This window comes from Streptomyces noursei ATCC 11455 (assembly GCF_001704275.1).
Lineage (GTDB): Bacteria > Actinomycetota > Actinomycetes > Streptomycetales > Streptomycetaceae > Streptomyces > Streptomyces noursei.
Genome location: NZ_CP011533.1, coordinates 5,730,679 through 5,757,656 on the forward strand (window position 1 = coordinate 5,730,679; position 26,978 = coordinate 5,757,656).

A 26,978-nucleotide genomic window follows, 5' to 3' on the forward strand; every position below is an offset into this window, starting at 1 on the left:
GTCGCGCCTCAGCGGGGGACGGGGAGATGAGCGAGCACAGCGTTGATCACGGAGTCGGCGGTGACTCCTTCCATCTCGGCCTCGGGCCGGAGGTGCACGCGGTGCCGGAGTGTGGGGAGCGCCAGGGCCTTGACGTCGTCGGGCGTGACGTAGTCGCGGCCGGTCAGCCAGGCCCAGGCGCGTGAGGTGGAGAGCAGGGCGGTGGCTCCCCGGGGGGAGACGCCGAGAGACAGCGAGGGGGATTCACGAGTGGCACGGCAGATATCGACGATGTAGCCGGTGACTTCGGGCGAGACGGTGGTCTTGGCGACCGCGTCGCGGGCGGCTTCGAGGTCGGCGGCTGAGGCGACGGGGCGGAGCCCTGCGGCGTTGAGGTCGCGTGGGCTGAAGCCGGACGCGTGCCGGGTGAGGATGTCGATCTCGTCCTGGCGGGCGGGCAGCGACACCGTGAGCTTGAGCAGGAAGCGGTCGAGCTGAGCCTCGGGGAGAGGGTAGGTGCCCTCGTACTCCATGGGGTTCTGTGTCGCGGCGACGAGGAACGGTTCGGGGAGCGGACGGGGCGTGCCGTCGACGGTCACCTGGCGTTCTTCCATTGCTTCGAGCAGGGACGCCTGGGTCTTGGGCGGCGTGCGGTTGATTTCGTCGGCGAGCAGGAGGTTGGTGAAGACAGGACCGGGCTGGAAGGAGAACTCGGCGCTCCGGGTGTCGTACACCAACGAGCCGGTGACATCGCTGGGCATCAGATCGGGGGTGAACTGGACGCGCTTGGTGTCGAGTTCGAGGGCTGTCGACAGGGCGCGTACGAGCAGGGTCTTGGCGACGCCGGGAACGCCTTCGAGGAGCACGTGACCGCGGCAGAGCAGCGCGACGACGAGACCGGTGACGGCGGGGTCCTGGCCTACCACGGCCTTGGCTATCTCGGTGCGCAGTTCCTCAAGTGAGGCTCGGGCGCTGTCAGCGGTCGGGGTGCTCACGGGGGGCGTGCCTCTCTTGGGAAACGATCGAGTTTTCAAGTGTGTCGAGTTGGTCGGCCAAGTGCACCAGGGCCTTGTCGTCCGCCGGGGCGGGGCCGAAGAGCAGGGCTTGCAGGTTGGGTGAGGCCAGGTCGGAGGTGCCCAGGTGGGTGCGGATGGCCGGAAGCAGGAGGTCGGGGATGTGGGCGTGCGCGGGAGGCACGCCGATGAGGGGGGCGAGCCGGGTGCGGGTCGCGGAGCGCAGGACGGCTGAGGCGCGGTCGCGGGCGTGGGCCTGTTCGTAGAGGCGGGCGTGGCCTTCGGTGGTTTCGGCGGCAGGCACGGTGACCGGGAGCCGCTCGGGCACCAGGGGGCCGAGCCGGCGGGCGCGCCAGAGGGCCGCGCAGGCGGCGGCGAGGGCGAGTTGGAGCAGGGCCCAGCGCCAGCCGGAGGGGATGAGGTCGAGGAGGCCGGGCTGGGTGGCCGGTGCGGTGGACGTCGGATCGCTGATGGAGGGGAGGTACCAGACCAGATGCTTGTGCGCACCGAGGAGTTGGAGGGCCAGCGAGGCGTTGCCCTGCTCGGCGAGGTGGTGGTTGTAGAGGAAGTCGGCGGAGCCGAGGAGGACGGTGTCGCGGGCGGCGTCGGTGGCCCGGAGACGCAGCAGGGTGGGGGAGCCGCCGGCGTTGTAGCAGCGGTCGGCCGTGGTGGCGGACGTGGCGTAGCGGATGCCGCCCAGGAGGACGTCGCCCGCGTCGCGGGCGGCGGGGAGCGAACAGCCGGGCGGGCGCCGGGTGTTGCCGATCTGGGGGTCGGCCTGGACGCCGGGCGCGAAGATCTGGAGGGGCGCGGTGCCGGGGGCGAGCAGGACGGTGCGGCCGGGGGTGTGGTGTGTCGCGGTGTGGAGGTCGGCGAGCTGACCGGAGGTCAGGACGTCGGGCGCGGTGACGAGGAGGGTGGAGTCCGGGCCTGCCGCGGCGGTGGCCTCCTCGGTGGTGGTCACGACATCGGTGGTGACGCCGTGGGAGGCGAGGAGTTGGGCGAGCGCGCGGCTGCCGGTCCGGTCCGCGGAGCGGGGGTCGAGCCGGCCGTGCTGTTCGCCGGACTGCAGGGCGGCGAGGGCCAGCCCGCCGATGACGAGCAGCAGCAGTCCGAGCAGCACTCCCCGGGAGCGCGTCCACAGGCGGTGCGCGGTGCGGCCGGGAGCGGAGGTGGTGGTGGCCGTGGTCATCCGCGGCTCCTGGTCGGTGCGGCGGCCAGATGGGGCTTGGCGCGCTGCAGCTCGCTGTCGAGTTCGGCAAGGAGGGTGTATGCCCGTTCCGTGCCGGGGCGGCCGCCGTATGCGACGTCGTCGAAGGTGCGGGCCGCGGTGTGGAGTTGGCCGGCATGCGCGGGGAGGACCAGGCCGGCTTCGGTGGCGGCCTCGTCGGCGGTGCGGCCGGGACCGGGAGTGAGCAGGGCGCGCTCTTCGAGGGCGAGGACGATGGCGCGCATGCGGTCCTGGATCGCTTCGTTCCAGCGCCCGTCGGCCGCGTGCCGGTCGGCGGTCGCGCGGTGTTCGGCAGCCGTCCGGGGCGTATCGGAGAAGAGGGCGCCGGTTGTGGCCGGGGTGCGGCGTACCGCACCGAGTCGCAGCCGGAGGGCGATGACCAGCAGCAGGACGAACACGGCGATGGCGATGAGTCCGACCCAGCCGCCCGGAGTGGCGCCGGCGGCCGTACTGAAGAGCTCGCCGAGGCGCTCCGAGAGCCAATTCAGGGCGCGTTGGAGCAGGTTGGGGTCGTGCTGGTGGTACCGGGGGTCGGACAGCTCGCGTTCCGCCGCCTCACGGGCGGGGACGCGAGAGATCCGGACCGGTATGTCGTCGTCGAGTCGCGCGGTCAGGTGTGCGAGCGCGGCGATCTTCCCCCCTGTGGTCACCGCATCAGCTTCCCGGAGCGGAGTCGGTCGTGCGCGGCCCGGGGATGTCGGGGGAGGCATCCGTGGGCGCGCCGGGGGCGTCGGGCGTCTCGGCGGTGGCCGGCTCGGCCTTCTCCGACGCCGCGTTCTCCGCCTCGTCGGCCTGAGTCTTCGTCAGCTGGACCTTCGCCGGTTGACGGTCCGTTGGCTGAGTGCCTGTCGGGTCGGTCGACTCGGCGGCCGGCCGGGCGGAGAGGGCCTCAGCGGCGGGCCGGGCGGCCGGCGTTGCGTCGGGCGCGGTCGTCCCGGGGGGCCGGGTGCCGCCGGTGGCCGGGGGCGCGGCGGGAGTTTCGGGACTGTAGCCGGGCAGGCCCGCGGCGCGGGCGAGTTCCAGGTCGAGTGCCTCGCGGCGGATGCGCTGGTCGACGTAGAGGAGCGAGGTGACCCCGGCGCTGATCGGGAAGGTGATCGCCGAGCTGATGATCGCGCCGATGCCCAGCGCGATCAGGAACGGCCAGCCGGTGGAGTTGCTGGTGCCGTCCGCCCAGTCCATGAGGCTCTCGCCGCCTATCAGGAAGGCGACGAAGGTGGCCGGGATCTGGATGATGAACTGGACGATGGAGATCAACAGGTAGGCGAGAAGCTGGACGCCCAGCACCCGCCACCAGGAGCCGCGGACGAGCTTGGCGGAGCGGCGCATGGAAGCGATGACGCCCTGCTTCTCCAGCATCAGCGCCGGGGAGGCGAGGCTGAAGCGGACCCACAGCCAGATGCTCACGACGCCGGCGGCGAACAGGCCGAGCAGCATGAGTCCGAGTCCGAGGCCGAGCGATCCGGAGCTGGTGACGATGATGCCCGGGGTCATCCCGGCCATGAAGACGGCGCTGATGATCAGGGGCAGCAGGACGAGCAGACCGAGCAGGCGCGGGAGCTGGCCGCGGGCGTCGCTCCAGGCACCCCCGGCGGTCACCGGGCGGCCCAGGACCGCCCGGCTGATGACCATGGTCAGCATCCCGGTGGCGATGATCGTGCCGAGCAGCCCGATGAGGGCGCTGATGGCGGAGCCGGTGAGGGAGTTGCCCATCTCGCTCAGGACCTGCCGCAGCGGCGGCCGGGTGCCGTCGTCGCGGACGGTACCGAGACCGGAACTGGGGAACCACAGCCCGGTGACGACCGTGACGGCGGTCTGCGAGATGACCGCGACGATCAGCGAGATGCCGAGCACGGTGCGCCAGTGGGCGCGCATGGTGGCCACCGCGCCGTCGAGGATCTCGCCGACGCCGAGCGGACGCAGCGGGATCACGCCCGGCTTGGCGACAGGCGGCATCGCGCTCCAGCCGCCGCCCCAGCCGGGACCGCCGCCCCAGGTGCCCTGGCCGCCGGGGCCCGGCGGGGCGGTCCAGCCGGCCTGGGCCGATCCGGACGAGGCACGGGCGCGTTCCTCGGCGCCGTGGGTGCTCCGGCCGCCGGGTCCGCTCTGGCCGGGGATGCCGGCCGGGGTCGTCCACTGGCCGGGAGGCGGCTGGTTGCTGGACCAGTTCGGTGGGGTCGGCTGCTGGGCGGCGTCGGAACGGTCTTCCGGGGCCGGCGGCTGGATGGGCTGCTCCGGGGTGCCGCGGCCCGGCTCGTCGGAGGGGGAAGATCCGGGCGAGGCCCAGCCCGGAGAGTTGTTCATCGTCGCTCCTTCTTGCTGCCCGTCCGCCGGGGCGGGCGGGGTCCGGGGTCCGCGGTGTCAGTCATCGTGTCATGGCCTGTGGCGCTCTGTACCCGTGGCCTTCGAGGAAGGGGACCTTCTATTCGGCCCGGGATCGGCGGCAGACTGAGGGAATGGCTGATCAATACGAGGTGTCGGAGTCGGGCGCTGGGACGCTCGCGATCCCGTCGTTGCGCTGGGAGGAGTTCCCCGAGAGCCCGGCAGTGGTCCTGCTCGACCAGACGCGGCTGCCGGCGGAAGAGGTCGAGCTGGTCTGCACGGACGTTCCGGCGCTGGTGCAGGCGATCCAGACGCTGGCTGTGCGCGGGGCGCCGCTGCTGGGCATCGCGGGTGCGTACGGTGTTGCGCTGGCCGCGGCGCGCGGATTCGACGTCGAGGAGGCGGCGCAGGCACTGGCGTCCGCCCGGCCGACCGCGGTCAATCTCGGGTACGGCGTCCGGCGTGCGGTCGCGGCGTACCGCCGGGCGGCGGCCGGCGGCGATGGTGCGGAGGCCGCGGCGGCCGCGCTGGCCGAGGCGCGAGCCGTCCACGCGGAGGACGTCGAGGCGAGCGCGCGCATGGCGCAGCACGGGCTGGGCCTGCTGGGCGAGCTGCTGCCGGGCGGCGGGCACCGGATTCTCACGCACTGCAACACGGGTGCCCTGGTCTCCGGTGGCGAGGGGACCGCCCTGGCCGTGGCGCTGGCGGCGCACCGGGCCGGCGAGCTGCGGCGGCTGTGGGTCGACGAGACGCGGCCGCTGCTGCAGGGGGCGCGTCTGACCGCCTATGAGGCGGCGCGAGCCGGTATGGCGTACACGGTGCTGGCCGATGGTGCCGCCGGCTCGTTGTTCGCGGCCGGCGAGGTGGACGCGGTGCTCATAGGTGCCGACCGGATCGCCGCCGACGGCGCGGTGGCCAACAAGATCGGCAGTTATCCGCTGGCGGTGCTCGCCCGCCACCACCACGTTCCGTTCGTGGTGGTGGCGCCGACCAGCACGGTGGATCTGGAGACGAAGGAGGGAGCCGCCATCGAGGTGGAGCAGCGGCCCGGCAAGGAAGTGACGGAGTTCTCCCTGCCGCACATCCAAGGCGGTGGGGTGGTGGGCGGCACCGGGATTCCGGTGGCGCCGCTGGGGGCGACGGCCTACAACCCGGCCTTCGACGTCACGCCCGCCGAGCTGGTCACGGCGATCGTGACGGAGGCCGGAGTGGTGTCGCCGGTGACCCGCGAGCGGCTGGCGGACGTGTGTTCCGTCTCACGATGGAGAAAGTCACGATCAGGTAATGGGATGATGGCCGAATGAAGGGACGCGTCCTGGTCGTCGACGACGACACCGCACTGGCAGAGATGCTCGGCATCGTGCTGCGCGGCGAGGGCTTTGAACCGTCGTTCGTGTCGGACGGCGACAAGGCGCTCGCTGCGTTCCGCGAGACCAAGCCCGATCTTGTGCTGCTCGACCTGATGCTGCCCGGACGGGACGGCATCGAGGTGTGCCGGCTGATCCGGGCCGAGTCGGGCGTGCCGATCGTCATGCTGACCGCCAAGAGCGACACGGTGGATGTGGTGGTCGGACTCGAATCGGGTGCGGACGACTACGTCGTCAAGCCGTTCAAGCCCAAGGAGCTGGTGGCCCGGATCCGGGCGCGGCTGCGGCGCTCGGAGGAGCCCGCGCCCGAGCAGCTGGCCATCGGGGACCTGGTCATCGACGTGGCGGGGCACTCCGTGAAGCGGGACGGTCAGTCGATCGCGCTGACGCCGCTGGAGTTCGATCTGCTGGTGGCGCTGGCGCGCAAGCCGTGGCAGGTGTTCACGCGCGAGGTGCTGCTGGAGCAGGTCTGGGGCTACCGGCACGCCGCGGACACCCGGCTCGTCAACGTCCATGTGCAGCGACTGCGCTCCAAGGTCGAGCGGGACCCGGAGCGGCCGGAGATCGTGGTGACCGTGCGCGGCGTCGGCTACAAGGCCGGGCCCAGCTGAGATGACCCGGGACGGTTCGACCCCGGAGGGACAGCGGGGGCGCACCGTCGACCCGGCAGGCGATATGTCCTTTTCTGATCGGTTGGCGGCGCGGTTGCTGCGCGGCGGGCAGTTGCTGCCCGACGGCGCGGTGAGCGGCCCGGTCCACCCGCTGCTGCGGCTCTTCAGCCGGTGGGTGCGGCGGCCCCTGCTGCCCGCGCTGCGCCTGTGGCGGCGCAACATCCAGCTGCGGGTCGTCGCCACCACCCTGCTGATGTCGCTGGCCGTGGTGCTGCTGCTCGGCGTGGTGGTCGTCGGACAGGTCCGCAACGGCCTGCTCACCGCCAAGGCACAGGCCGCCCAGAGCCAGGCCGTCGGCGGCTTCGAGGTCGCCCGGAAACTGGCCGACGGCGGCGACGACAACCACTCCGACGACAACAGCCGCACCGCCAGCCGCGGCACCCAGGACTCCGCGACCTGGCTGACCAGCCTGGTCGAGCAGCTCGCCAGCGGCGGCCAGGGCGTCTTCTCGGTCGTCGCGCTGAGCTCCGACTCCGACGAACCGTTCGGCGACTCCACCCCCGGCACCCGGGGACCCCGCGCCTCCGGCGACGTCGACCCCGAGCGCAGCGTGCCCGTCGAACTGCGGCGGAAGCTGGACAGCAAGTCCGGGACGTTCCGCCAGTACACCCAGATCAAACGCATCGGGTCCAACGACGGCGTGCCGGCGCTGATCATCGGCAAGCGCCTCAACGACGTCAACGGCAACCAGTACCAGCTCTACTACCTCTTCCCGTTCAGCCAGGAAGCGGAGTCCCTCAAGCTCGTCACCGGGACGCTGGCGACCGCCGGCGTCTTCGTCGTCGTCCTGCTCGGCGCGATTGCCTGGCTGGTCGTGCGGCAGGTCGTCACGCCCGTGCGGATGGCCGCCGGGATCTCCGAGCGGCTGGCCGCCGGCCTCCTCCAGGAGCGGATGAAGGTCACCGGCGAGGACGACATCGCCCGGCTCGGCGAGTCCTTCAACAAGATGGCGCAGAACCTCCAGCTCAAGATCCAACAGCTGGAGGAGCTGTCCCGGATGCAGCGGCGGTTCGTCTCCGACGTCTCGCACGAACTGCGCACGCCGCTGACGACCGTACGGATGGCCGCCGACGTGATCCACGAGGTCCGGGACGAGTTCGACCCGGCCACCGCGCGCTCCGCGGAGCTGCTGCGCGGCCAGCTCGACCGCTTCGAGTCGCTGCTCGCCGAACTGCTGGAGATCAGCCGGTTCGACGCGGGCGCGGCGGCCCTGGAAGCCGAACCGGTCGACCTGCGCGACGTGGTCAACCGCGTCATCGAGGGCGCCGAACCGCTCGCCGAACGCAAGGGCAGCCGCATCGTGGTGCGCGGCGCCGAGCACCCCGTCATGGCCGAGGCGGACCCCCGACGGGTCGAGCGCATTCTGCGCAACCTCGTCGTCAACGCCGTCGAGCACGGCGAGGGCCGCAACGTCGTGGTGCGGCTCGCCTCCGCCGGCGGACGCAGCGACGGCGCGGTGGCCGTCGCGGTCCGGGACTACGGCGTCGGCCTCAAACCCGGCGAGGCGACCCGGGTCTTCAACCGCTTCTGGCGCGCGGACCCGGCGCGGGCCCGTACGACCGGCGGCACCGGACTCGGCCTGTCCATCGCCATCGAGGACGCCCGGCTGCACGGCGGCTGGCTGCAGGCGTGGGGCGAGCCGGGCGGCGGCTCCCAGTTCCGGCTGACGCTGCCCCGTACGGCCGGCGAGAAGCTGCGCGGCTCCCCCATCCCCCTGGAGCCGGAGGACTCCCGGCGCAACCGCGGCTTGGACGAGCAGGGGCGCCCCCGCCGCGGCGCCGACCGCGGGGCGTCCACCATCCCCGCGCAGCCCCGCCCCGGCGCACAGCACGCCGCGCCCCGGCCCGCCGCGGCCCCGGCGGCGCTGCCTCCCGGCGGCAGCACCCGCGTGGTGCCGCAGCACACCCCCGCCCGGAAGGGCGACGGCGCCCGCGACGACGGCACCGGCGGGGATATCCGGCCGGACACGGTGACCACCGGCGACCCGACCACGACCGACGGTCCGAGGGCACGCGGCGGTCCGGCCGCCACCGACAGCACGCAGCAGGAAACCGGACGCGACGTGGAGCGGGAAGGCGGACGGCGTGGGCACTGAGCACGAGAACGCGCGCACGACGCGCACCCCCCGGTTCCGTTGGCGCGCGCTCCGGAGCACCGGGGCCGTGCGGAGGGGCCGGAAGGCCGTCCTGCTGGGCTGCGCGGGGACGCTGCTGGCCGGCTGCGCATCGATGCCGGACAGCGGCGACGTCACCGCGGTCGACCAGCCCCCGCGCGCCGACGGGGACTCCCAGGTGCGGGTCTACGGCGTGCCCCCGCAGGACGGCGCCCAGCCCACCAACATCGTGCGCAGCTTCCTCGACGCGACCACCAGTGACGAGGCGGACTTCCGCACGGCTCGGATGTATCTGGCCAAGTCGGCGAAGCAGACCTGGCGGCCATTCCTGGTCACCAACGTGCTCCAGGAGCGGCCCAAGTCCGAGCCGGAGGCCCAGCCCGGCCGCCAGGACGCCGACGGCTACACCGTCACGCTCGCCGGCAGTCAGGTGGCCACGGTCGACGCCAACCACGCCTACACCCCCGAGGAGCGGCCGTACCGCGAGACGATCCACCTCGTCAAGGAGGGGGACCAGTGGCGCATCGACCGGCTGCCCGACGGACTGGTGCTGGGACAGTCCGACTTCCAGCGCATCTACCGCTCCGTCAACAAGTACTACTTCGCGTCCTACAAGTCCGAGTCGGACGACCCCAAGGCGGGCAAGAACGTGCTCGTCGCCGACCCGGTCTATCTGCGACAGCGGATAAAGCCGATCACGTCCAGTGTGGAGGCGCTGCTCGGCGGGCCCACCGACTGGTTGGACCGGGTGACGACGTCGGCGTTCCCGCCCGGCACCCGGCTCGCCGCCCGTGACCTGTCGCTCGACGACTCCAACGCCCTCCAGGTCAAGCTCAGCAAGCAGGCGGTCAACACCGACACCGCCCAGTGCAAGCGGATGGCGGCTCAGCTGTTCTTCACCGTCCAGGACATGACGCGCGCTTCGAAGATCAGCGAGGTGGAGCTCCAGGACCCGAACGGCAACTCGCTGTGCGCGCTGACCCAGGATCAGGCCCAGCGGGACTTCGCCGCACCGGGCCATTCCGGACACCCCGGCCAGGAGTACTTCATCGACGCCGAGCACCGCGTCGTCACGATGTCGGATTCGGCCACCGAACCGATGCCGGTACGCGGGCCGTTCGGCACCGGCAAGACCCCGCTGCGCTCGGTCGCCATCTCCCGCGGGGAGACCACCGCGGCCGGGGTGTCGGGCGACGGCCGGTATCTGTACGTGGCCGGCCTGGAGGGCGGCGGCGAACGCGGTGGGCCGCTGTTGACGAGTGCCAGTGCGGCGAAGAGCGCAGACGAGGGGCTCACCGCGCCGAGTTGGGACGGGCTGGGCGACCTGTGGATCGCCGACCGTGACGCGCACCGGTCGCGGCTGCTGCGGATGCGCGAGGGGAAGGGCGACCCGGAGGAGGTCACGGTGCCCGGCCTCGGCCAGCGGCGGATCAAGGCGATCAAGGTGGCCGCGGACGGCATCCGGATCGCGATCCTGGTGGAGGACAAGGGACGTACGACGCTCCAGCTCGGCCGGGTCGAACGGGACGGCACCTCCGCGCACCCGACGCTGTCGGTGCAGGAACTCCGGCCGATCGCGCCCCAGCTGGAGGACGTGGTGGCGGCGTCCTGGGCGGGCGGCAGCCGGCTGGTGGTCGTCGGCCGGGAGGCCGGCGGGGTGCAGCAGATGCAGTTCATGGAGACCGACGGCTCGGCGTCGGACGCGCAGACGCTGCCCGGCGTCAACGGCGTCAAGGCAGTGGCGGCCTCGGAGGACGAAACCCGCCCGCTGATCGCCGACGCCAGCGAGGGCATAGTGCGGCTGCCCCCGGACGCGAACTGGAAGACGGTGGCGAAGGACGGCACGGCGCCGGTCTATCCGGGGTGACGGTGCCGGGCGTCGGTGAAGTGCCGTTGCCGTTGCTGTTGCCGTTGCTGTTGCCGAGCGCTTCCGCCGGGTGCCCTTGCCGGGTGGTGGTCGGCGGTCGTGGGCGGCGTTTCGGGGCGCGGGGTGTTGGTCCGCTGTCCGCTGTCCGCTGTCCGCTGTCCCCTGTCCGCTGCCCGCTGGGCGCCGTCCGTGTTCGTTGGTTGTCCGTCGCTTTCTGACACGGCTGTCTGATTCTGCCGTCCGGGCCCGTCAGCCGGGCTGTCCGCGGCGTCTGGGTTCGCTTCGCTGTCTGGATCTGTGAGGTGCGCGGCCCCCTCGGCGGAGTTATCCACAGGGGTGGTGGCGGTGTCGCCCCGGCCGCGACAGTGGAGTCATGCGGGGGGTGTGGCAAGAGCTGGCGGGCCTGGTGCTGCCGGTCGACTGTGCGGGGTGTGGCCGGCCGCGCACGGAGCTGTGCGGGGCGTGCCGGCGGGCGCTGTGGCGGGGCGGACGCGGTGCCGGGCGGGTGCGGCCCCGGCCGGTGCCGGCGGGGTTGCCGCGGGTCTGGGCCGGGGCGCCGTACGCCGACGAGGTGCGTGCGGTGTTGCTGGCCCACAAGGAGCGCGGCGCACTGCGGCTGGCCGCGCCACTGGGGGCGGTACTGGCGGGGGCGGTGCGGGGGGTGGGGGGAGGGGGCGGCCCCCTCCTCCTGGTGCCCGTGCCGTCCGCGCGGAAAGCGGTGGCCGGTCGTGGCCATGATCCGGTGCGCCGGATCGCGCTGGCGGCCTCCGCCGAGCTGCGGCGGGTGGGCGTCGGCGCGCGGGTGCTGGCGGTGTTGCGGCAGCATCGCGCGATGATCGATCAGGCGGGGCTGGACGCCCGACAGCGGTTGGCGAACGTCGCGGGTGCACTGGAGGTGCCGGGCGTGGCCGGGAGGCTGCTGACGGGGGTGCCAGTGGTGCTGGTGGACGATCTGGTGACGACGGGGGCCACGCTCGCCGAGGCGGCACGGGCGGTCAGGGCCGTCGGCGGGTGGGTGACGGGGGCCGCGGTGGTGGCCGCGCCCCGCAGTTCTTTCCTCTTCAACGGAAAGTGAGGGCCACAGGGCCACAGGGCCACAGGGCCACAGGGCCACAGGACCGCGGGGCCGAGGGCAGGCAGGGGCGGGGTGGGGCGTGCCCGACCCCGACCCCGGCAGGGCCGGTCGCGGCACCGTCCGTGTCACCCGACGGGAGTAGGGGCGGGTGTGTCGGGGGCGCGCCCGGCCGCTGTGGTTCCGGAGGGGTGCCGCGGCCGGGTGTCGCAACGCTCGGTGAGCGTCAGAGGTAAAGGGAACTGGCCGGGACGGGGCGTCGTTGCTGGTAGTGAGCGCCGATTTTCACTCAAACGGAGCTGGTCGTGGTGAGGGGGTGCCGACACCCGTCCAGTAGAGCTATGTTCGGTTGTGAGGACTTGGCGGACGCTTTGCCTCGGATGTCGTGTTGCATGCTTTTCGGGGTTTTTCGGCGATCCTGAAAACGTGGGAATGGAGATCTCGTCCCTGGGGGAGGAGGAGGTGAAAGTCGCCAGTCCGAGGCTCCGGTACCCACCGGGGCCTGGTGCAAGAAGGAGCTGCTCCGCTTGCTGAGCGGGGCGATCCGGGAACGGAGTTCTGCGTGGACATCGTCGTCAAGGGCCGCAAGACAGAGGTGCCCGAGCGGTTCCGCAAGCACGTGGCCGAGAAGCTGAAGCTGGACAAAGTCCAGAAGCTCGATGGCAAGGCAATCAGCCTGGACGTCGAGGTGTCCAAGGAGCCCAACCCGCGGCAGGCCGACCGTTCCGACCGAGTGGAGATCACGCTCCGCTCCCGTGGCCCGGTGGTCCGGGCCGAGGCGGCCGCAGCCGACCCGTACGCCGCGCTGGATCTGGCAACAGCCAAGCTGGAGGCGCGCCTGCGGAAACAGAACGACAAGCGCCACTCGCGTCGCGGCAACGGACGCATCCCGGCGAGCGAAGTCGCGATCACCGTCCCCGACGCGGCTCGGCTGAACGGCCACGGCCTGACGGCCGCCGAGGAAGCCGCGGAGCGGGAGAAGGTGCCGACCACCCGGATGGGGTCGCTGGAGATCCAGGGCGAAGGGCCCGTGGTCGTCCGCGAGAAGACCCATTCGGCCGCGCCGATGGCGCTCGACCAGGCGCTCTACGAGATGGAGTTGGTCGGACACGACTTCTATCTCTTCGTCGACGCCGAGACCAAGCAGCCGAGTGTCGTTTATCGGCGGCACGCATACGACTACGGCGTCATCCACTTGAATTCCGACGCGTTCGGAGAGGAATCGCCCGGCGGCGCAGGCGGCGCGCTGGGCGGCTGACCCCCATCTGTTCGGTGCCCCCGGCGCACGCCCGGGGGCACCATCGTGCCTGCGGAGGGCTGGAGTTGAAGCCGTATAGTGTTTGTGCCAGCCGGGGAGTATGTGGGCACGAAACGGCGACATGCCGGGGAGACGGTCGTATGGCATTGATCGGGCCGGCCGCAAAGGGCTGTTGTCAACCAGCCTTATATCCAAGCTCTGGCCGTCGGCCGAGTAGTTGACGGGGAGGAACCATGGGGGAGAGTTTCGGGCCCGCGCGGAATGATGCGGACGGCGATGTGTGCGGTGTGGGGGCCGGCGACGGGGACGGGGCCGCGCGCGTGCCGCGCAAGGAACCGATCCGCGTCCTCGTCGTGGATGATCATGCGTTGTTCCGTCGCGGCCTGGAGATCGTGCTGGCGCAGGAGGAGGACATCCAGGTCGTCGGCGAGGCGGGCGACGGCGCGGAGGCGGTCGACAAGGCCGCCGACCTGCTGCCCGACATCGTGCTGATGGACGTGCGGATGCCCCGGCGTGGCGGGATCGAGGCGTGTACCTCCATCAAGGAGGTGGCGCCCAGCGCGAAGATCATCATGCTGACGATCAGCGACGAAGAGGCCGATCTCTACGACGCGATCAAGGCGGGCGCCACCGGGTACCTCCTCAAGGAGATCTCCACCGACGAGGTGGCCACCGCGATCCGGGCGGTCGCCGACGGCCAGTCGCAGATCAGTCCGTCGATGGCGTCCAAGCTCCTGACGGAGTTCAAATCGATGATCCAGCGCACCGACGAGCGTCGTCTGGTGCCGGCGCCCCGGCTCACCGACCGCGAGCTGGAGGTCCTCAAACTCGTCGCCACCGGCATGAACAACCGGGATATCGCCAAGGAGTTGTTCATCTCCGAGAACACCGTCAAGAACCACGTGCGCAACATCCTGGAGAAGCTCCAGCTGCATTCCCGGATGGAAGCCGTGGTCTATGCGATGCGGGAGAAGATCCTCGAAATCCGGTGACGTCGGGGGCGGGCAGCCCCCGGAGCGCCGCCGGTGCCGGGCCGGGTGGGTCAGTCCGTGGTGCCCTCGCCGGCGCGGGTGTCGTCCTCGTCGGTTCGGGTGAGTTCGGTGCGCAGGGCGGCGGCCAGCCGTGCGTCGTCGCAGCGCTCGATGCGGACGGTGTCGCAGTCCACCCATGTCGCGGCCTCGTGGAGGGCCTGGGCCATGGGGCGGACGGCCTTGGGGCCCTGGAGCGAGAGCTGGCGGGCGACCAGGGTGCGGCCCTCGCGGCCCGGGTCGACGCGGCCCACCAGCTTGCCGCCGGCCAGCAGCGGCATCGCGAAATAGCCGTGTATCCGCTTGGGCCTGGGGACGTACGCCTCCAGGCGGTGGGTGAAGTCGAAGATCCGTTCCGTGCGGGGGCGGTCCCAGATGAGGGAGTCGAACGGGGAGAGCAGGGTCGTGCGGTGCCGGCCGCGGGGCGGGGCGGCGAGCGCTTCGGGGTCCGCCCAGGCGGGCTTGGCCCAGCCCTCGACGGTCACCGGCACCAGCCCGGTGCCCTCGATGACGGCGTCCACCTGCTCGCCCTTCAGGCGGTGGTAGTCGGCGAGGTCCGCGCGGGTGGCCACGCCCATCGCGGCGCCGGCCTGGGCGACCAGGCGCCGGATGCACTCCGCGTCGTCGAGGTCGTCGTGCAGCAGCGGCTCGGGGACGGCGCGCTCGGCGAGGTCGTAGATCCGCTTCCAGCCGCGGCGCTCCGTGCAGACCACGTCGCCGGTGTCCAGCAGCCACTCCACGGCGATCTTGGTCTCGGACCAGTCCCACCACTCGCCGCCGTTCCGGCCGCCGCCCAACTGGGAGGTGGTGAGCGGGCCGTCGGCCTTGAGGCGGTCCAGGACGGCGGCGCAGGAGCGCGCGGAGTCCTTCATGACGTGCCAGCGGTGGCCCCTGGCCCGCCGGGCGCGGCGGCGGAAGGCGAAGTGCGGCCACTCCTCGATGGGCAGGATGCAGGCCGCGTGCGACCAGTACTCGAAGCTGTGCGGCCGGGCCGGGGTCTCGCCCGCGGGGCTCGACGACCAGTACGCGGCCTCGACGGCGGAGCGGCCGACCGCGCCGAGCCGGGCGTAGGGGACCAGTTCGTGGGAGCGGGCGAGCACGGAGATCGTGTCGAGCTGGACCGCGCCGAGGCGGCGCAGCATCCCGCGGACGCCGTCCCGTCGCCCGTCGTCGCCCCGAGGGGCAGCGCTGCGCGCGGGGGCGCCGAGCAGGCCCTGGGCCCGCAGTGCCATCCGCCGGGCGTCGTCCGCGGACAGGGCGGTCACGGGGCGCGGGGCGGGCTGTCGCTGCGTGGCTGTGGTCATGTCGCACAGCGTAGGGGCGGCCACTGACAACGCTCCGGACTTCGGGTGTTCGTGCAGGTCAGCGTGGGTGCGGAAGGTAGGGCGTGGGGTCCTGGGCCGGGGCGGTGGCGCAGCCGGCGGGGGCGGGCTCGCGGGGCAGGTCGGACGGGAGCAGGGAGCCGATCCACAGGTCGCGGCGGATGCCGCCGTGCACCAGCTTGGCGCGCAGGGTGCCCTCCCGTCGGAAGCCGACCTTGCGGGCGACGGCCCAGGAGCCCTCGTTGCCGGCCTCGGCGAGCCACTCCATGCGCTCCACGCCCAGTTCGCGGAAGGCCCAGCGCACCACCGCGCCGGCCGCTTCCGCGGTGTATCCCTTGCCGCGGTGCTCCTTCGCGGTCCAGTAGCCGAGTTCCGCCTGCCGCTCCACGGTGCGCAGCCGGTCGAGTCGGACCAGGCCCATGGAGCCGACGAGGGTTCCCCCGTGCCGGGTGGCCACGGCGAAGGTGTAGGCGGTGTCGTTCCGCCAGCCCTCGGGGACGGCCGTGCCGACGAACCGTTCCGCGTCGTCGAGGCCGTACGGCGTGGGGACGGCGGTCCAGCGGGGAATGGCGGGGTCCTGACAAGCGGTGTGGACGGCGGGCACGTCGGAGTGCTCGAAGGGGCGCAGCAGCAGGCGGTCGGTGGTGAGGGTGACGGGTTTCATGCGGTGAGTCTGCGGCGCCGCCCGGCGGGCCGCGAGCCGTTTTCGCCGGGCGCCGGGAGCGGCGGCGTACGGGCCGCGGGGCCGTTGCCGGGGCGGTTTCCCGGAACTTTGCCCGAACGTTCAGGGGAATGTGTGACGGATCTTTCCGGAACCGTTCGGGGCAGTACGGCGGAAAGTTTTTCGGCACCTTCTCGCGGGCTCGTGCGTTGACGGGGCGAGGGGTCTGCGGGCTCGACTGCGGCGGACCTCCCGGCCGGACAGCGTCCTCCTTTACGATGGCCGTTGCGGCGGGGCCTGCCCCCTTGGAAACATGCCGCGCCCGCGCACTCGACCGTGCAGGCCCGACCGGCAAGGAGACCAGCCCAAGTGTCCGTCTTGACGAAGATCATGCGTGCAGGCGAAGGAAAGATCCTGCGCAAGCTGCACCGCATCGCGGGCCAGGTGAACTCCATCGAGGAGGACTTCGCGGCCCTCTCCGACGCCGAGCTGCGGGCGCTCACCGACGAGTACAAGCAGCGCTACACCGACGGCGAGAGCCTCGACGACCTGCTGCCCGAGGCGTTCGCCACTGTGCGCGAGGCCGCCAAGCGGGTGCTCGGCCAGCGCCACTACGACGTCCAGCTGATGGGCGGTGCGGCCCTGCACCTCGGCTATGTCGCGGAGATGAAGACCGGTGAGGGCAAGACCCTGGTCGGTACCCTCCCGGCGTATCTGAACGCGCTGTCCGGCAAGGGCGTCCACCTGATCACGGTCAACGACTACCTCGCCGAGCGCGACTCCGAGATGATGGGCCGGGTCCACAAGTTCCTGGGCCTGACCGTCGGCTGCATCCTGGCCGACATGACGCCGGCTCAGCGCCGTGAGCAGTACGGCTGTGACATCACCTACGGCACCAACAACGAGTTCGGCTTCGACTACCTGCGCGACAACATGGCGTGGTCGAAGGACGAACTGGTCCAGCGCGGCCACAACTTCGCGATCGTCGACGAGGTCGACTCGATCCTGGTGGACGAGGCCCGTACGCCGCTGATCATCTCCGGGCCGGCGGACTCGGCCACCAAGTGGTACGGCGACTTCGCCAAGTTGGTGCAGCGCCTCAAGCGGGGCGAGCCGGCCAACCCGCAGCGCGGTGTCGAGGAGACCGGCGACTACGACGTCGACGAGAAGAAGCGCACCGTCGGCATCCACGAGTCCGGTGTCGGCAAGGTCGAGGACTGGCTGGGCATCGACAACCTCTACGAGTCGGTCAACACGCCGCTGGTCGGTTACCTCAACAACGCGATCAAGGCCAAGGAGCTCTTCAAGCTCGACAAGGACTACGTCGTCATCGACGGCGAGGTCATGATCGTCGACGAGCACACCGGCCGTATCCTCGCCGGCCGCCGCTACAACGAGGGCATGCACCAGGCCATCGAGGCGAAGGAGGGTGTGGAGATCAAGGACGAGAACCAGACGCTCGCCACGATCACCCTGCAGAACTTCTTCCGCCTCTACGACAAGCTCTCCGGCATGACCGGTACGGCCATGACCGAGGCCGCCGAGTTCCACCAGATCTACAAGCTCGGCGTGGTCCCGATCCCGACCAACCGGCCGATGGTCCGCAAGGACCAGGCGGACCTGATCTACCGCACCGAGCCCGCGAAGTTCGACGCGGTCGTCGAGGACATCGCCGACAAGCACGAAAAGGGCCAGCCGATCCTGGTCGGCACCACCTCGGTCGAGAAGTCCGAGTACCTCTCGCAGCAGCTCCGCAAGCGCGGTATCGCCCACGAGGTGCTCAACGCCAAGCAGCACGAGCGGGAGGCGTCGATCGTCGCCCAGGCCGGCCGCAAGGGCGCGGTGACGGTCGCCACCAACATGGCCGGCCGTGGTACGGACATCAAGCTCGGCGGCAACCCTGACGACCTCGCCGAGACCGAGCTGCGCCAGATGGGGCTGGACCCGGTCGACCACGTCGAGGAGTGGGCGGCCGCGCTGCCCGCCGCCCTGGAGCGCGCCGAGGCGGCCGTCAAGGCGGAGTTCGAGGAGGTCAAGGAGCTCGGTGGGCTCTACGTCCTGGGCACCGAGCGGCACGAGTCGCGGCGCATCGACAACCAGCTGCGCGGTCGTTCCGGCCGTCAGGGCGACCCGGGCGAGTCGCGGTTCTACCTCTCCCTGGGCGACGACCTGATGCGGCTGTTCAAGGCGCAGATGGTCGAGCGGGTCATGGCGATGGCCAATGTGCCCGACGACGTGCCGATCGAGAACAAGATGGTGACGCGGGCGATCGCCTCCGCCCAGTCGCAGGTCGAGCAGCAGAACTTCGAGACCCGCAAGAACGTCCTGAAGTACGACGAGGTCCTCAACCGCCAGCGCGAGGTCATCTACGGCGAGCGGCGCCGCGTCCTGGAGGGCGAGGACCTCCAGGAGCAGATCAAGCACTTCATGGACGGCACGATCGACGCCTACATCCAGGCGGAGACCGTCGAGGGCTTCGCCGAGGAGTGGGACCTGGACCGCCTGTGGGGCGCGTTCAAGCAGCTCTACCCGGTCAAGGCGACCATCGAAGAGCTGGAGGAGGAGGTCGGCGACCGCGCGGGCCTGACCGCCGAGTTCATCGCCGACGCCATCAAGGACGACATCCACGAGCAGTACGCCGCCCGCGAGGAGCAGCTGGGCTCGGAGATCATGCGGGAGCTGGAGCGCCGCGTGGTGCTGTCCGTCCTGGACCGCAAGTGGCGCGAGCACCTCTACGAGATGGACTACCTCCAGGAGGGCATCGGCCTGCGGGCGATGGCCCAGAAGGACCCGCTGGTGGAGTACCAGCGCGAGGGCTTCGACATGTTCACCGCGATGATGGACGGCATCAAGGAGGAGTCCGTCGGCTACCTGTTCAACCTGGAGGTCCAGGTGGAGCAGCAGGTCGAGGAGGTCCCGGTGGAGCAGGCCGCGGACGCCGCCCAGGTGGAGCAGGGTGGCGGGGAGGCTGTTCCGGCGGCGGCCGGCGCGGGGCGTCCGGAGATCCACGCCAAGGGCCTGGAGGCGCCGCAGCGGCCCGACCGGCTGCACTTCACCGCGCCGAAGGTCGACGGTGACGGCAGCGTCATCGAGGGCGACTTCGTCAGCGACGTGGACGGCGACGGCCCGGCCCGTTCGGAGTCCGACGGGCTGACCCGCGCGGAGCGGCGCAAGGCGCAGAAGAGCGCCGGGCGGCGCCGCAAGAAGTGAGCCGCATGACGTGAGCGGTCCGCCTCGCGGCGGAGACGACAGCGCAGGGCGCCCTGGCCATGGCCGGCCGGGGCGCCCTGCGCTGTCGTCCGGGCCTGTCGTCCGGGCCCGCTGCGCGCTTTTCAGGGGCGGCCCGGGGCCGGTCCGCCGGGCGGACTCTGGGGGAGCGGCCCGATGTCGAGGGCGGCGCAGCGCCAGCGGGTGTCGGCGCCCCGTTCCAGGCGGAATGCCAGGGCGCGCAGGCGGGCGCCGGTGGTGATGCGCGCGAACGCCTCGATGACGCCGTCGCGCGGGCGGCACAGGCCGCATTCGTGCAGGGCCGGGACGGGGGCGCGCAGCCCCGGGGCGACGTAGGGGCGCAGCGGCGACAGCGGGGCGAGCTCGGCGAGCCGGTCGTAGGCGGCGGGCAGGGCGTGCCCGAGGAGGACGTGGACGGGGCGTTGGCCGCTCAGGGTGAGCAGGAGCTGGTGGGCGAACCAGAGGTGGGGGCGGTTCTCCTGGGCGCGGCGCCGGGCGCTGGGGCTGGGGAGCGCGGTGTCCGGGTGGGTGGTGGGGCGGCGCTGCGTGGTGGTGCGGGTGAGGTGTGGGGTGCGGGTGGGGCCGCGGTTGCCGGACGAGCCGGGGCCGCGGCCAGCGGGGCCGTTGGGGCGGCGGGTGCCGCGGTGGGCCGGGGGCGCGGTGCGCTGCGGGGTGGCGGGCGTCGGCGCCGGCTCGGCGGGGGTGTCGGCGCCGTGGGGCGTGCGGTCGGTGGGGGAGCTGCGGGGCCGGGGGACGGTCGGTGCGGGTGCCGGGGCGTCGGCGGTCGGCGCTTCCGGTGCGGTTCGGTCGCGGCGCGGGCGCTGCGGTGCCGGGGTGGCCCGGGCCGGGTGGGCGCCCGTTGTGGCGCCGGTCGCGGCGGTGTTGTCGCTGGTCGTGTCGGTCATCGCGGTGCCCCCTCGGCCGGGCCCGGCGTGCTTACCGGGCGGTAGCTTGTGGTCCGGGATCTTGTCGGTGGGGCACCGGCGGCGGCAAGGCGTCCGGCCGGCCCGGGCGGGGCGGACGATTTTCACCCGTCCGTGGCACGGGCCCGGGATCACGGGGCGGGGCAGGGGCGGCGGACGCCCCGGGGGCCGGCGGGCCGGGCGGCGCAGCGGCGGCACGAAGGGGGACGCACGGCCGTATGCTGGCTGGGCATTGTTCTGGATCTAGCGAGAGCGGCTGTTATGCGTGTCTACGTCCCCCTGACGCTTTCCGGGCTCGCTGAGGCACACAAGGGCGGCGAGCTGGGGGCCGGCCCGCTGCTCGCGTACGCCGTCACGCCCGCGCTGCGGGAGTGGTACGTCTCGGACGACATCGAGGAGCTGGAGTACGCGGCGCTCAACCGCGCGGCGCAGGCGTCGCTGCGGCTGCTGGCCGGGCACCCGGAGGTGCCCCGGCGGCGGGTCGTGGTGGCGGTGGACGTGCCGGACCGCGGCGCGGCCGTGGACCCGGACCGCGGGCTGGACCCGTCGTCGCTGGGCGAGGTGCGGATCACCGGGCCGGTGCCGCTGTCGAAGGCGGCGGCGGTGCACGTGGACTCCGCGGACGCGGAGGAGGACGTGGCGGCGGCCGCGGCGGCGCTGGGCGCGGCCGATCTCGGCGACGACGACGCGCAGTTCACGGTGGACGGCGCCGAGGACCACGACCTGATGTGGTTCGGGGTGCAGGAGATTCCGCAGCTGCTGGGGTGACGCCCCGGCGCGGTGGCCCGGCCGCCGGCTCGGCGCCGCTGTCAGTGGCGGCGGGTACGGTTTTCCCCATGGCAACCGCACGGGGGAAGGACCGGGGGACGACATGACGAAGCCCGTTGCGCACATCGTGTGGGACTGGAACGGCACCCTGTTCCACGACACCGACGCCGTGATCGCGGCGACCAACTCCGCCTTCGCGGAGATCGGCCTGGAGCCGATCACGCTGGAGCGGTACCGCGAGCTGTACTGCGTGCCGGTGCCGCGGTTCTACGAGCGGCTGATGGGGCGGCTGCCGACCGAGGCCGAGTGGCTGCTGATGGACGCGGCCTTCCACCGGCACTACACCGAGCACCGGGCCGGCTGCGGCCTCGCCGACGGCGCGGACGGGCTGCTGGCGACGTGGCAGGCGGCCGGGCGGAGCCAGTCGATCCTCAGCATGTTCGGCCATGACGAGCTGATACCCCTGGTGCGCGGCCTCGGCATCGCCTCGCGCTTCGTGCGGGTCGAGGGCCGCACGGGCCCGTCCGGGGGGTCGAAGAGCGCTCACATGGTGCGCCATCTGGCGGCCCTGGAGCGCGTCGACCCGGGGCGTACGGTGGTGATCGGGGACGCCGTCGACGACGCGGTGGCCGCCCGCGACGCGGGAGCCCACGCCGTGCTGTACACCGGCGGATCGCACAGCCGGAGCAGCCTGACGGCCGCCGGGGTACCGGTGGTGGACAGCCTCACCGAGGCCGTGCAGATCGCGGAGGACCTCGCCGCCTAGGCGACGGGGACCGGCGCCCGAGCCGCCACGCATACGCCACCTCGGCGCCCCATTGTCCAGAAGGGCCAAGTTAAGGGTGTGGTTTTACGTGCACGGCGCATAACGGGGCACTTGCCGGGAGAGATAGCCTTGCACCGTGATCAGCGCGATAGCCCGCGGGGGTGGCAAGGCCCCCGCCGTGCGCCCGGGACACCACCGTGACCGGGCGAGCGCTGACCGTTGCGGCCGCCAATCCATGTCGACGTCATCACAACTCGTCGACAACGGCACGGCCTCCCCCCATCGCGGCATAGCGTCGACAGCGACAGGACACCTCGCGTCGCGGTGGCGTTGTGCGGCTTCAGCAGCCCTTCCCACGTTTTTCCACAACGTCACGCAACGGCGCGCGACAGGAGCCAGAGGACATGCAGACCAAGCTGGACGAAGCCAAAAACGAGCTGCTCGCGAGGGCCGCCCGGGTAGGTGAGAGCAGCCCGGCCGGGGGGAAGTCCCCGGTCCGCGGACTGGACCCGGACACCCTTACGGGATACCTCCAGCGCTACTACCTGCACACCGCCCCCGAGGACCTCGCCGACCGCGACCCGGTCGACGTCTTCGGTGCCGCACTCTCCCACTTCCGCCTCGCCGAGCACCGGCCCCAGGGCACCGCGAATGTGCGGGTGCACACCCCGACCGTCGAGGAGAACGGCTGGATGTGCAGCCACTCCGTGGTCGAGGTGGTCACCGACGACATGCCCTTCCTGGTCGACTCGGTCACCAACGAGCTCTCGCGGCAGGGGCGCGGCATCCATGTCGTGATCCACCCGCAGGTCACCGTCCGCCGGGACGTCACCGGCAAGCTGATCGAGATCCTCGGCGCCAACGGCGGCGGGCGCGGCGCCAACGGCGGCAAGGTCGCCGAGCTGCCGCACGACGCGGTCACCGAGTCCTGGATCCACGTCGAGACCGACCGGGAGACCGACAAGGAGGACCTCAAGCAGATCACGGCGGATCTGCTGCGGGTGCTCTCCGACGTCCGCGAGGCCGTCGAGGACTGGGACAAGATGCGTTCCGCCGCGCTGCGGATCGCCGAGGACCTGCCCACCGAGCCGATCGCCGACGACATCCGCGAGGAGGATGTCGAGGAGGCCCGGGAGCTGCTGCGCTGGCTCTCCGACGCCCACTTCACCTTCCTCGGCTACCGCGAGTACGAGCTCGCCTCCGCGCCCTGCGAGGACGGCTCCGAGGAGGACGTCCTCACCGCGATCCCCGGCACCGGCCTGGGCATCCTGCGCTCCGACCCGGCACACCGCGAGAGCGACGCCGGCCACCCCGTCTCGCCGTCCTTCAACCGGCTGCCCGCGGACGCCCGCGCCAAGGCGCGCGAGCACAAGCTGCTGATCCTGACCAAGGCCAACAGCCGCGCCACCGTCCACCGGCCCTCCTACCTCGACTACGTCGGCGTGAAGAAGTTCGACAAGGAGGGCAACGTCATCGGGGAGCGGCGCTTCCTGGGCCTGTTCTCCTCGGCCGCGTACACCGAGTCCGTCCGCCGGGTGCCGGTGATCCGCCGCAAGGTCGCCGAGGTCCTGGAGGGCGCCGGCTTCAGCCCGAACAGCCACGACGGCCGCGACCTGCTCCAGATCCTGGAGACCTACCCGCGCGACGAGCTGTTCCAGACCCCGCCCGACCAGCTGCGGTCCATCGCGACCAGCGTGCTCTACCTCCAAGAGCGCCGCCGCCTGCGGCTCTACCTCCGCCAGGACGAGTACGGCCGCTACTACTCCGCCCTCGTCTACCTCCCGCGGGACCGCTACACCACCGCCGTCCGGCTGCGGCTGATCGACATCCTCAAGGAGGAACTGGGCGGCACCAGCGTCGACTTCACCGCCTGGAACACCGAATCGGTGCTCTCCCGGCTGCACTTCCTCATCCGCGTCGAGCCCGGCACCGCGCTGTCCGAGCTCACCGACACGGACGTGGACCGCATCGAGAGCCGGCTGGTGGAGGCCGCCCGCTCCTGGGCCGACGGCTTCGCCGAGGCGCTGACCGCCGAGGTCGGCGAGGAGCGCGCCGCCGAGCTGCTGCGCCGCTACGCCCACGCCTTCCCCGAGGGCTACAAGGCCGAGAACAACCCGCGCGGCGCGGTCGCCGACCTCCAACACCTGGAGAAGCTCACCGGGGAGCCGGGCCACGACTTCGCGGTCAGCCTCTACGAGCCGGTCAACGCCGGCCCCGGTGAGCGCCGCTTCAAGATCTACCGCCGGGGCGAGCCGGTCTCCCTGTCGAAGGTGCTGCCCGGCCTCAACCGCCTGGGCGTCGAGGTGATCGACGAGCGTCCGCACGAGCTGCGCTGCGCGGACTCCACGCTCGCCTGGATCTACGACTTCGGTCTGCGGATGCCCTCGTACGTCTCGGGCGACGACGCCCGCGAGCGCTTCCAGGAGGCGTTCACCGCGGTGTGGACGGGCGCCGCCGAGAGCGACGACTTCAACCAGCTGGTGCTGCGGGCCGGCCTCGACTGGCGGCAGGCGATGGTGCTCCGCGCCTACGCCAAGTACCTGCGGCAGGCCGGCTCGACCTTCAGCCAGACGTACATGGAGGACACCCTCTCCAACAACGTCCACACCACCCGGCTGCTGGTCTCGCTCTTCGAGGCGCGGATGTCCCCGGAGCGGCAGAGCGCCGGCACCGAGCTGATCGACGGGCTGCTGGAGGAGCTGGACGGCGCCCTGGACCAGGTCGCCTCCCTCGACGAGGACCGCATCCTGCGCTCCTTCCTCACCGTCATCAAGGCGACCCTGCGCACCAACCACTACCAGCGCGACAGCACGGGCCGGCCGCACTCCTACCTGTCCATGAAGCTGGACCCGCAGGCCATCCCCGATCTGCCGGCGCCCCGCCCGGCCTACGAGATCTGGGTGTACTCGCCCCGCGTCGAGGGCGTCCACCTGCGGTTCGGCAAGGTGGCGCGCGGTGGTCTGCGCTGGTCGGACCGGCGGGAGGACTTCCGCACCGAGATCCTCGGCCTGGTCAAGGCGCAGATGGTCAAGAACACCGTCATCGTGCCGGTCGGCGCCAAGGGCGGCTTCGTCGGCAAGCAGCTGCCGGACCCGGCGCAGGACCGCGACGCGTGGCTGGCCGAGGGCATCGCCTGCTACAAGACCTTCATCTCGGGTCTGCTGGACATCACCGACAACCTCGTCGCCGGCGAGGTCGTGCCGCCCAAGGGCGTCGTCCGGCACGACGAGGACGACACCTACCTGGTGGTCGCCGCCGACAAGGGCACCGCGACGTTCTCCGACATCGCCAACGAGGTCGCCGAGTCCTACGGCTTCTGGCTGGGCGACGCGTTCGCCTCCGGCGGCAGCGCCGGTTACGACCACAAGGGCATGGGCATCACCGCCCGCGGCGCCTGGGAGTCGGTCAAGCGGCACTTCCGCGAGCTGGGCCACGACACCCAGACCGAGGACTTCACCGTCGTCGGCGTCGGCGACATGTCCGGTGACGTCTTCGGCAACGGCATGCTGCTCAGCGAGCACATCCGGCTGGTCGCCGCCTTCGACCACCGGCACATCTTCCTCGACCCCAAGCCGGACGCGGCGACTTCGTACGCCGAGCGCCGCCGGCTGTTCGAGCTGCCGCGCTCCTCGTGGGCGGACTACAACAGCGAACTGCTCTCGCAGGGCGGCGGCATCCACCCGCGGTCGGCCAAGTCCATCCCGATCAACGCCCAGGTGCGGGCCGCGCTCGGCATCGAGTCCGGCGTGAAGAAGATGACGCCGGCCGAGCTGATGCAGACCATCCTCAAGGCCCCCGTGGACCTGCTGTGGAACGGCGGCATCGGCACGTACGTGAAGGCGTCGACGGAGTCGCACGCCGACGTGGGCGACAAGTCCAACGACGCGATCCGGGTCAACGGCGAGGACCTGCGGGTCAAGGTCGTCGGCGAGGGCGGCAACCTCGGCCTGACCCAGCTGGGCCGGATCGAGTTCGCCTCGGCGGGCGGGAAGATCAACACCGACGCGATCGACAACAGCGCCGGTGTGGACACCTCCGACCACGAGGTCAACATCAAGATCCTGCTCAACTCCGTCGTCGCCAACGGCGACATGACGGTCAAGCAGCGCAACAAGCTGCTGGCGCAGATGACCGACGAGGTCGGCTCGCTGGTGCTGCGCAACAACTACGCGCAGAACACCGCGCTGGCGCTGGCCATCGCCCAGTCCTCCAGCATGCTCCACGCCCAGCAGCGCTTCATGCGCCGCCTGGTGCGCGACGGACACCTGGACCGGGCGCTGGAGTTCCTGCCCGCCGACCGGCAGATCCGGGAGCGGCTGAGCGCCGGGCGCGGTCTGACCCAGCCGGAGACCGCGGTCCTGCTCGCCTACACCAAGATCACGGTGGCCGACGAGCTGATCCAGACGGCACTGCCGGACGACCCCTACCTCCAGCACCTGCTGTACGCCTACTTCCCGACCGCGCTGCGGGAGAAGTTCACCGAGCAGGTCGACGGGCACGCGCTGCGCCGCGAGATCGTCACCACGGTGATGGTCAACGACACCGTCAACACCGGCGGTACGAGCTTCCTGCACCGGATGCGGGAGGAGACCGGGGCGTCGCTGGAGGAGGTCGTCCGGGCGCACACCGCGGCCCGCGCGATCTTCCGGCTGGGCCAGGTCTGGGACGACGTCGAGGCGCTGGACAACACCGCCGCGGCCGACGTCCAGACCCGGATCCGGCTGCACTCGCGCCGGCTGGTCGAGCGCGGCACCCGCTGGCTGCTCAACAACCGCCGCCAGCCGCTGGAGCTGTCCGGGACGATCGACTTCTTCTCGGAGCGGGTGGCGCAGGTCTGGGCGGAGCTGCCCAAGCTGCTCCAGGGCAGCGACCTGGAGTGGTACCGGACGATCCTGGAGGAGCTGACCGACGCCGGGGTGCCCGAGCCGCTGGCCGTCCAGGTGTCCGGCTTCTCCTCGGTCTTCCCGGCGCTGGACATCGTCGCCATCGCGGACCGGACCGGCAAGGAGCCGCTGGCCGTCGCCGAGGTCTACTACGACCTGGGCGACCGGCTGCGGATCAACCAGCTCCTGGACCGCATCCTGGAGCTGCCGCGGAACGACCGCTGGCAGTCGATGGCTCGCGCCTCGATCCGCGAGGACCTCTTCGCCGCGCACGCCGCGCTCACCTCGGACGTGCTCGCGGTGGGCAACGGGTCCGCGACGCCGGAGGAGCGGTTCAAGGCGTGGGAGGAGACCAACGTCGCGATCCTGACGCGGGCCCGGGCCACGCTGGAGGAGATCCACGGGTCCGAGGGGTTCGATCTGGCGAACCTTTCGGTGGCCATGCGGACGATGCGTACGTTGCTGCGTACGCATAGCTGAGCCGGGTGGGGCGGCGCCGTTCGGCG

The 26,978-nt window shown here is 71.8% G+C and carries 18 protein-coding genes; 11 read left to right on the plus strand and 7 right to left on the minus strand.

Annotated features, from left to right (window positions below):
• Positions 1 to 8: 8 nt before the first annotated feature.
• From SNOUR_RS24360 to SNOUR_RS24375, 4 genes are read right to left on the minus strand one after another with little or no spacing between them, the layout of a single operon-like run.
• Positions 9 to 974, minus strand: a complete 966-nt coding sequence (locus tag SNOUR_RS24360) for an AAA family ATPase (RefSeq protein WP_039635909.1) — start codon at positions 972 to 974, stop codon at positions 9 to 11.
• Entirely contained in the window at positions 955 to 2,184 is a 1,230-nt protein-coding gene (locus tag SNOUR_RS24365) for a DUF4350 domain-containing protein (protein ID WP_067350877.1), read from the minus strand. The genes SNOUR_RS24360 and SNOUR_RS24365 overlap by 20 nt, the downstream gene beginning before the upstream one ends.
• Positions 2,181 to 2,873 (minus strand): DUF4129 domain-containing protein, encoded by a 693-nt coding sequence (locus SNOUR_RS24370; protein ID WP_067350879.1) that lies wholly within the window; start codon positions 2,871 to 2,873, stop codon positions 2,181 to 2,183. The genes SNOUR_RS24365 and SNOUR_RS24370 overlap by 4 nt, the downstream gene beginning before the upstream one ends.
• Before the next feature lie 4 nt (positions 2,874 to 2,877).
• The gene (locus tag SNOUR_RS24375; protein WP_067350882.1) at positions 2,878 to 4,527 is read right to left on the minus strand and encodes a DUF7847 domain-containing protein; all 1,650 of its coding nucleotides are present in this window, start codon (positions 4,525 to 4,527) and stop codon (positions 2,878 to 2,880) included.
• A gap of 152 nt (positions 4,528 to 4,679) precedes the next feature.
• Here SNOUR_RS24375 and mtnA point away from each other — a divergent pair, with 152 nt between their 5' ends.
• The 7 genes from mtnA to SNOUR_RS24410 all read left to right on the plus strand — a co-directional run bounded on the left by mtnA (position 4,680) and on the right by SNOUR_RS24410 (position 13,885).
• Positions 4,680 to 5,849, plus strand: a complete 1,170-nt coding sequence (mtnA, locus tag SNOUR_RS24380; protein WP_067350885.1) for an S-methyl-5-thioribose-1-phosphate isomerase — start codon at positions 4,680 to 4,682, stop codon at positions 5,847 to 5,849.
• Positions 5,846 to 6,523: a two-component system response regulator MtrA gene (gene mtrA / locus SNOUR_RS24385; RefSeq protein ID WP_018542117.1), complete on the plus strand. Its 678-nt coding sequence runs from the start codon at positions 5,846 to 5,848 to the stop codon at positions 6,521 to 6,523. The genes mtnA and mtrA overlap by 4 nt, the downstream gene beginning before the upstream one ends.
• 1 nt (position 6,524) lies before the next feature.
• A complete protein-coding gene (gene mtrB / locus SNOUR_RS24390; RefSeq protein ID WP_446677943.1) occupies positions 6,525 to 8,678 on the plus strand; it encodes an MtrAB system histidine kinase MtrB in 2,154 nt (717 codons plus the stop codon).
• Positions 8,668 to 10,563: an LpqB family beta-propeller domain-containing protein gene (locus SNOUR_RS24395; RefSeq protein ID WP_079142861.1), complete on the plus strand. Its 1,896-nt coding sequence runs from the start codon at positions 8,668 to 8,670 to the stop codon at positions 10,561 to 10,563. The genes mtrB and SNOUR_RS24395 overlap by 11 nt, the downstream gene beginning before the upstream one ends.
• Positions 10,564 to 10,936: 373 nt before the next feature.
• Entirely contained in the window at positions 10,937 to 11,638 is a 702-nt protein-coding gene (locus tag SNOUR_RS24400; RefSeq protein WP_312633512.1) for a ComF family protein, read from the plus strand.
• 559 nt (positions 11,639 to 12,197) lie between these two features.
• Entirely contained in the window at positions 12,198 to 12,893 is a 696-nt protein-coding gene (gene hpf / locus SNOUR_RS24405) for a ribosome hibernation-promoting factor, HPF/YfiA family (protein ID WP_039635918.1), read from the plus strand.
• Between the two features lie 233 nt (positions 12,894 to 13,126).
• A complete protein-coding gene (locus tag SNOUR_RS24410; protein ID WP_067350888.1) occupies positions 13,127 to 13,885 on the plus strand; it encodes a response regulator in 759 nt (252 codons plus the stop codon).
• A gap of 50 nt (positions 13,886 to 13,935) precedes the next feature.
• Here SNOUR_RS24410 and SNOUR_RS24415 read toward each other — a convergent pair whose 3' ends face one another.
• Together SNOUR_RS24415 and SNOUR_RS24420 are read right to left on the minus strand one after the other, a co-directional pair.
• A complete protein-coding gene (locus SNOUR_RS24415) occupies positions 13,936 to 15,225 on the minus strand; it encodes a winged helix-turn-helix domain-containing protein (RefSeq protein ID WP_067350891.1) in 1,290 nt (429 codons plus the stop codon).
• Positions 15,226 to 15,283: 58 nt separating this feature from the next.
• Positions 15,284 to 15,907 (minus strand): GNAT family N-acetyltransferase, encoded by a 624-nt coding sequence (locus tag SNOUR_RS24420; protein ID WP_067350892.1) that lies wholly within the window; start codon positions 15,905 to 15,907, stop codon positions 15,284 to 15,286.
• A 366-nt stretch (positions 15,908 to 16,273) separates the two neighbouring features.
• Here SNOUR_RS24420 and secA point away from each other — a divergent pair, with 366 nt between their 5' ends.
• Entirely contained in the window at positions 16,274 to 19,114 is a 2,841-nt protein-coding gene (gene secA, locus SNOUR_RS24425) for a preprotein translocase subunit SecA (protein WP_067350895.1), read from the plus strand.
• Between the two features lie 122 nt (positions 19,115 to 19,236).
• On the opposite strand, the gene SNOUR_RS47230 is transcribed toward secA, so the two are convergent.
• On the minus strand, positions 19,237 to 20,037 hold the full coding sequence (locus SNOUR_RS47230; protein WP_067350897.1) for an Rv3235 family protein: 801 nt from the start codon (positions 20,035 to 20,037) through the stop codon (positions 19,237 to 19,239).
• Positions 20,038 to 20,316: 279 nt separating this feature from the next.
• Here SNOUR_RS47230 and SNOUR_RS24435 point away from each other — a divergent pair, with 279 nt between their 5' ends.
• From SNOUR_RS24435 to SNOUR_RS24445, 3 genes are all read left to right on the plus strand, one after another.
• The gene (locus SNOUR_RS24435; protein ID WP_067350900.1) at positions 20,317 to 20,823 is read left to right on the plus strand and encodes a DUF6912 family protein; all 507 of its coding nucleotides are present in this window, start codon (positions 20,317 to 20,319) and stop codon (positions 20,821 to 20,823) included.
• Positions 20,824 to 20,926: 103 nt separating this feature from the next.
• The gene (locus SNOUR_RS24440; RefSeq protein ID WP_067350903.1) at positions 20,927 to 21,589 is read left to right on the plus strand and encodes an HAD family hydrolase; all 663 of its coding nucleotides are present in this window, start codon (positions 20,927 to 20,929) and stop codon (positions 21,587 to 21,589) included.
• A 404-nt stretch (positions 21,590 to 21,993) separates the two neighbouring features.
• Positions 21,994 to 26,952, plus strand: coding sequence for an NAD-glutamate dehydrogenase (locus SNOUR_RS24445; protein ID WP_067350906.1), 4,959 nt, complete (start codon positions 21,994 to 21,996; stop codon positions 26,950 to 26,952).
• Positions 26,953 to 26,978: the final 26 nt, after the last annotated feature.

Excerpts from the sequence above, each read along its gene's own strand:
- SNOUR_RS24365 (WP_067350877.1), bottom strand. The coding sequence starts at position 2,184 with ATGACCACGGCCACCACCACCTCCGCTCCCGGCCGCACCGCGCACCGC.
- SNOUR_RS24375 (WP_067350882.1), bottom strand. The coding sequence starts at position 4,527 with ATGAACAACTCTCCGGGCTGGGCCTCGCCCGGATCTTCCCCCTCCGAC.
- mtnA (WP_067350885.1), top strand. The coding sequence starts at position 4,680 with ATGGCTGATCAATACGAGGTGTCGGAGTCGGGCGCTGGGACGCTCGCG.
- mtrA (WP_018542117.1), top strand. The coding sequence starts at position 5,846 with ATGAAGGGACGCGTCCTGGTCGTCGACGACGACACCGCACTGGCAGAG.
- mtrB (WP_446677943.1), top strand. The coding sequence starts at position 6,525 with ATGACCCGGGACGGTTCGACCCCGGAGGGACAGCGGGGGCGCACCGTC.
- SNOUR_RS24400 (WP_312633512.1), top strand. The coding sequence starts at position 10,937 with ATGCGGGGGGTGTGGCAAGAGCTGGCGGGCCTGGTGCTGCCGGTCGAC.
- SNOUR_RS24410 (WP_067350888.1), top strand. The coding sequence starts at position 13,127 with ATGGGGGAGAGTTTCGGGCCCGCGCGGAATGATGCGGACGGCGATGTG.
- SNOUR_RS24415 (WP_067350891.1), bottom strand. The coding sequence starts at position 15,225 with ATGACCACAGCCACGCAGCGACAGCCCGCCCCGCGCCCCGTGACCGCC.
- SNOUR_RS24420 (WP_067350892.1), bottom strand. The coding sequence starts at position 15,907 with ATGAAACCCGTCACCCTCACCACCGACCGCCTGCTGCTGCGCCCCTTC.
- SNOUR_RS47230 (WP_067350897.1), bottom strand. The coding sequence starts at position 20,037 with ATGACCGACACGACCAGCGACAACACCGCCGCGACCGGCGCCACAACG.
- SNOUR_RS24435 (WP_067350900.1), top strand. The coding sequence starts at position 20,317 with ATGCGTGTCTACGTCCCCCTGACGCTTTCCGGGCTCGCTGAGGCACAC.
- SNOUR_RS24440 (WP_067350903.1), top strand. The coding sequence starts at position 20,927 with ATGACGAAGCCCGTTGCGCACATCGTGTGGGACTGGAACGGCACCCTG.
- SNOUR_RS24445 (WP_067350906.1), top strand. The coding sequence starts at position 21,994 with ATGCAGACCAAGCTGGACGAAGCCAAAAACGAGCTGCTCGCGAGGGCC.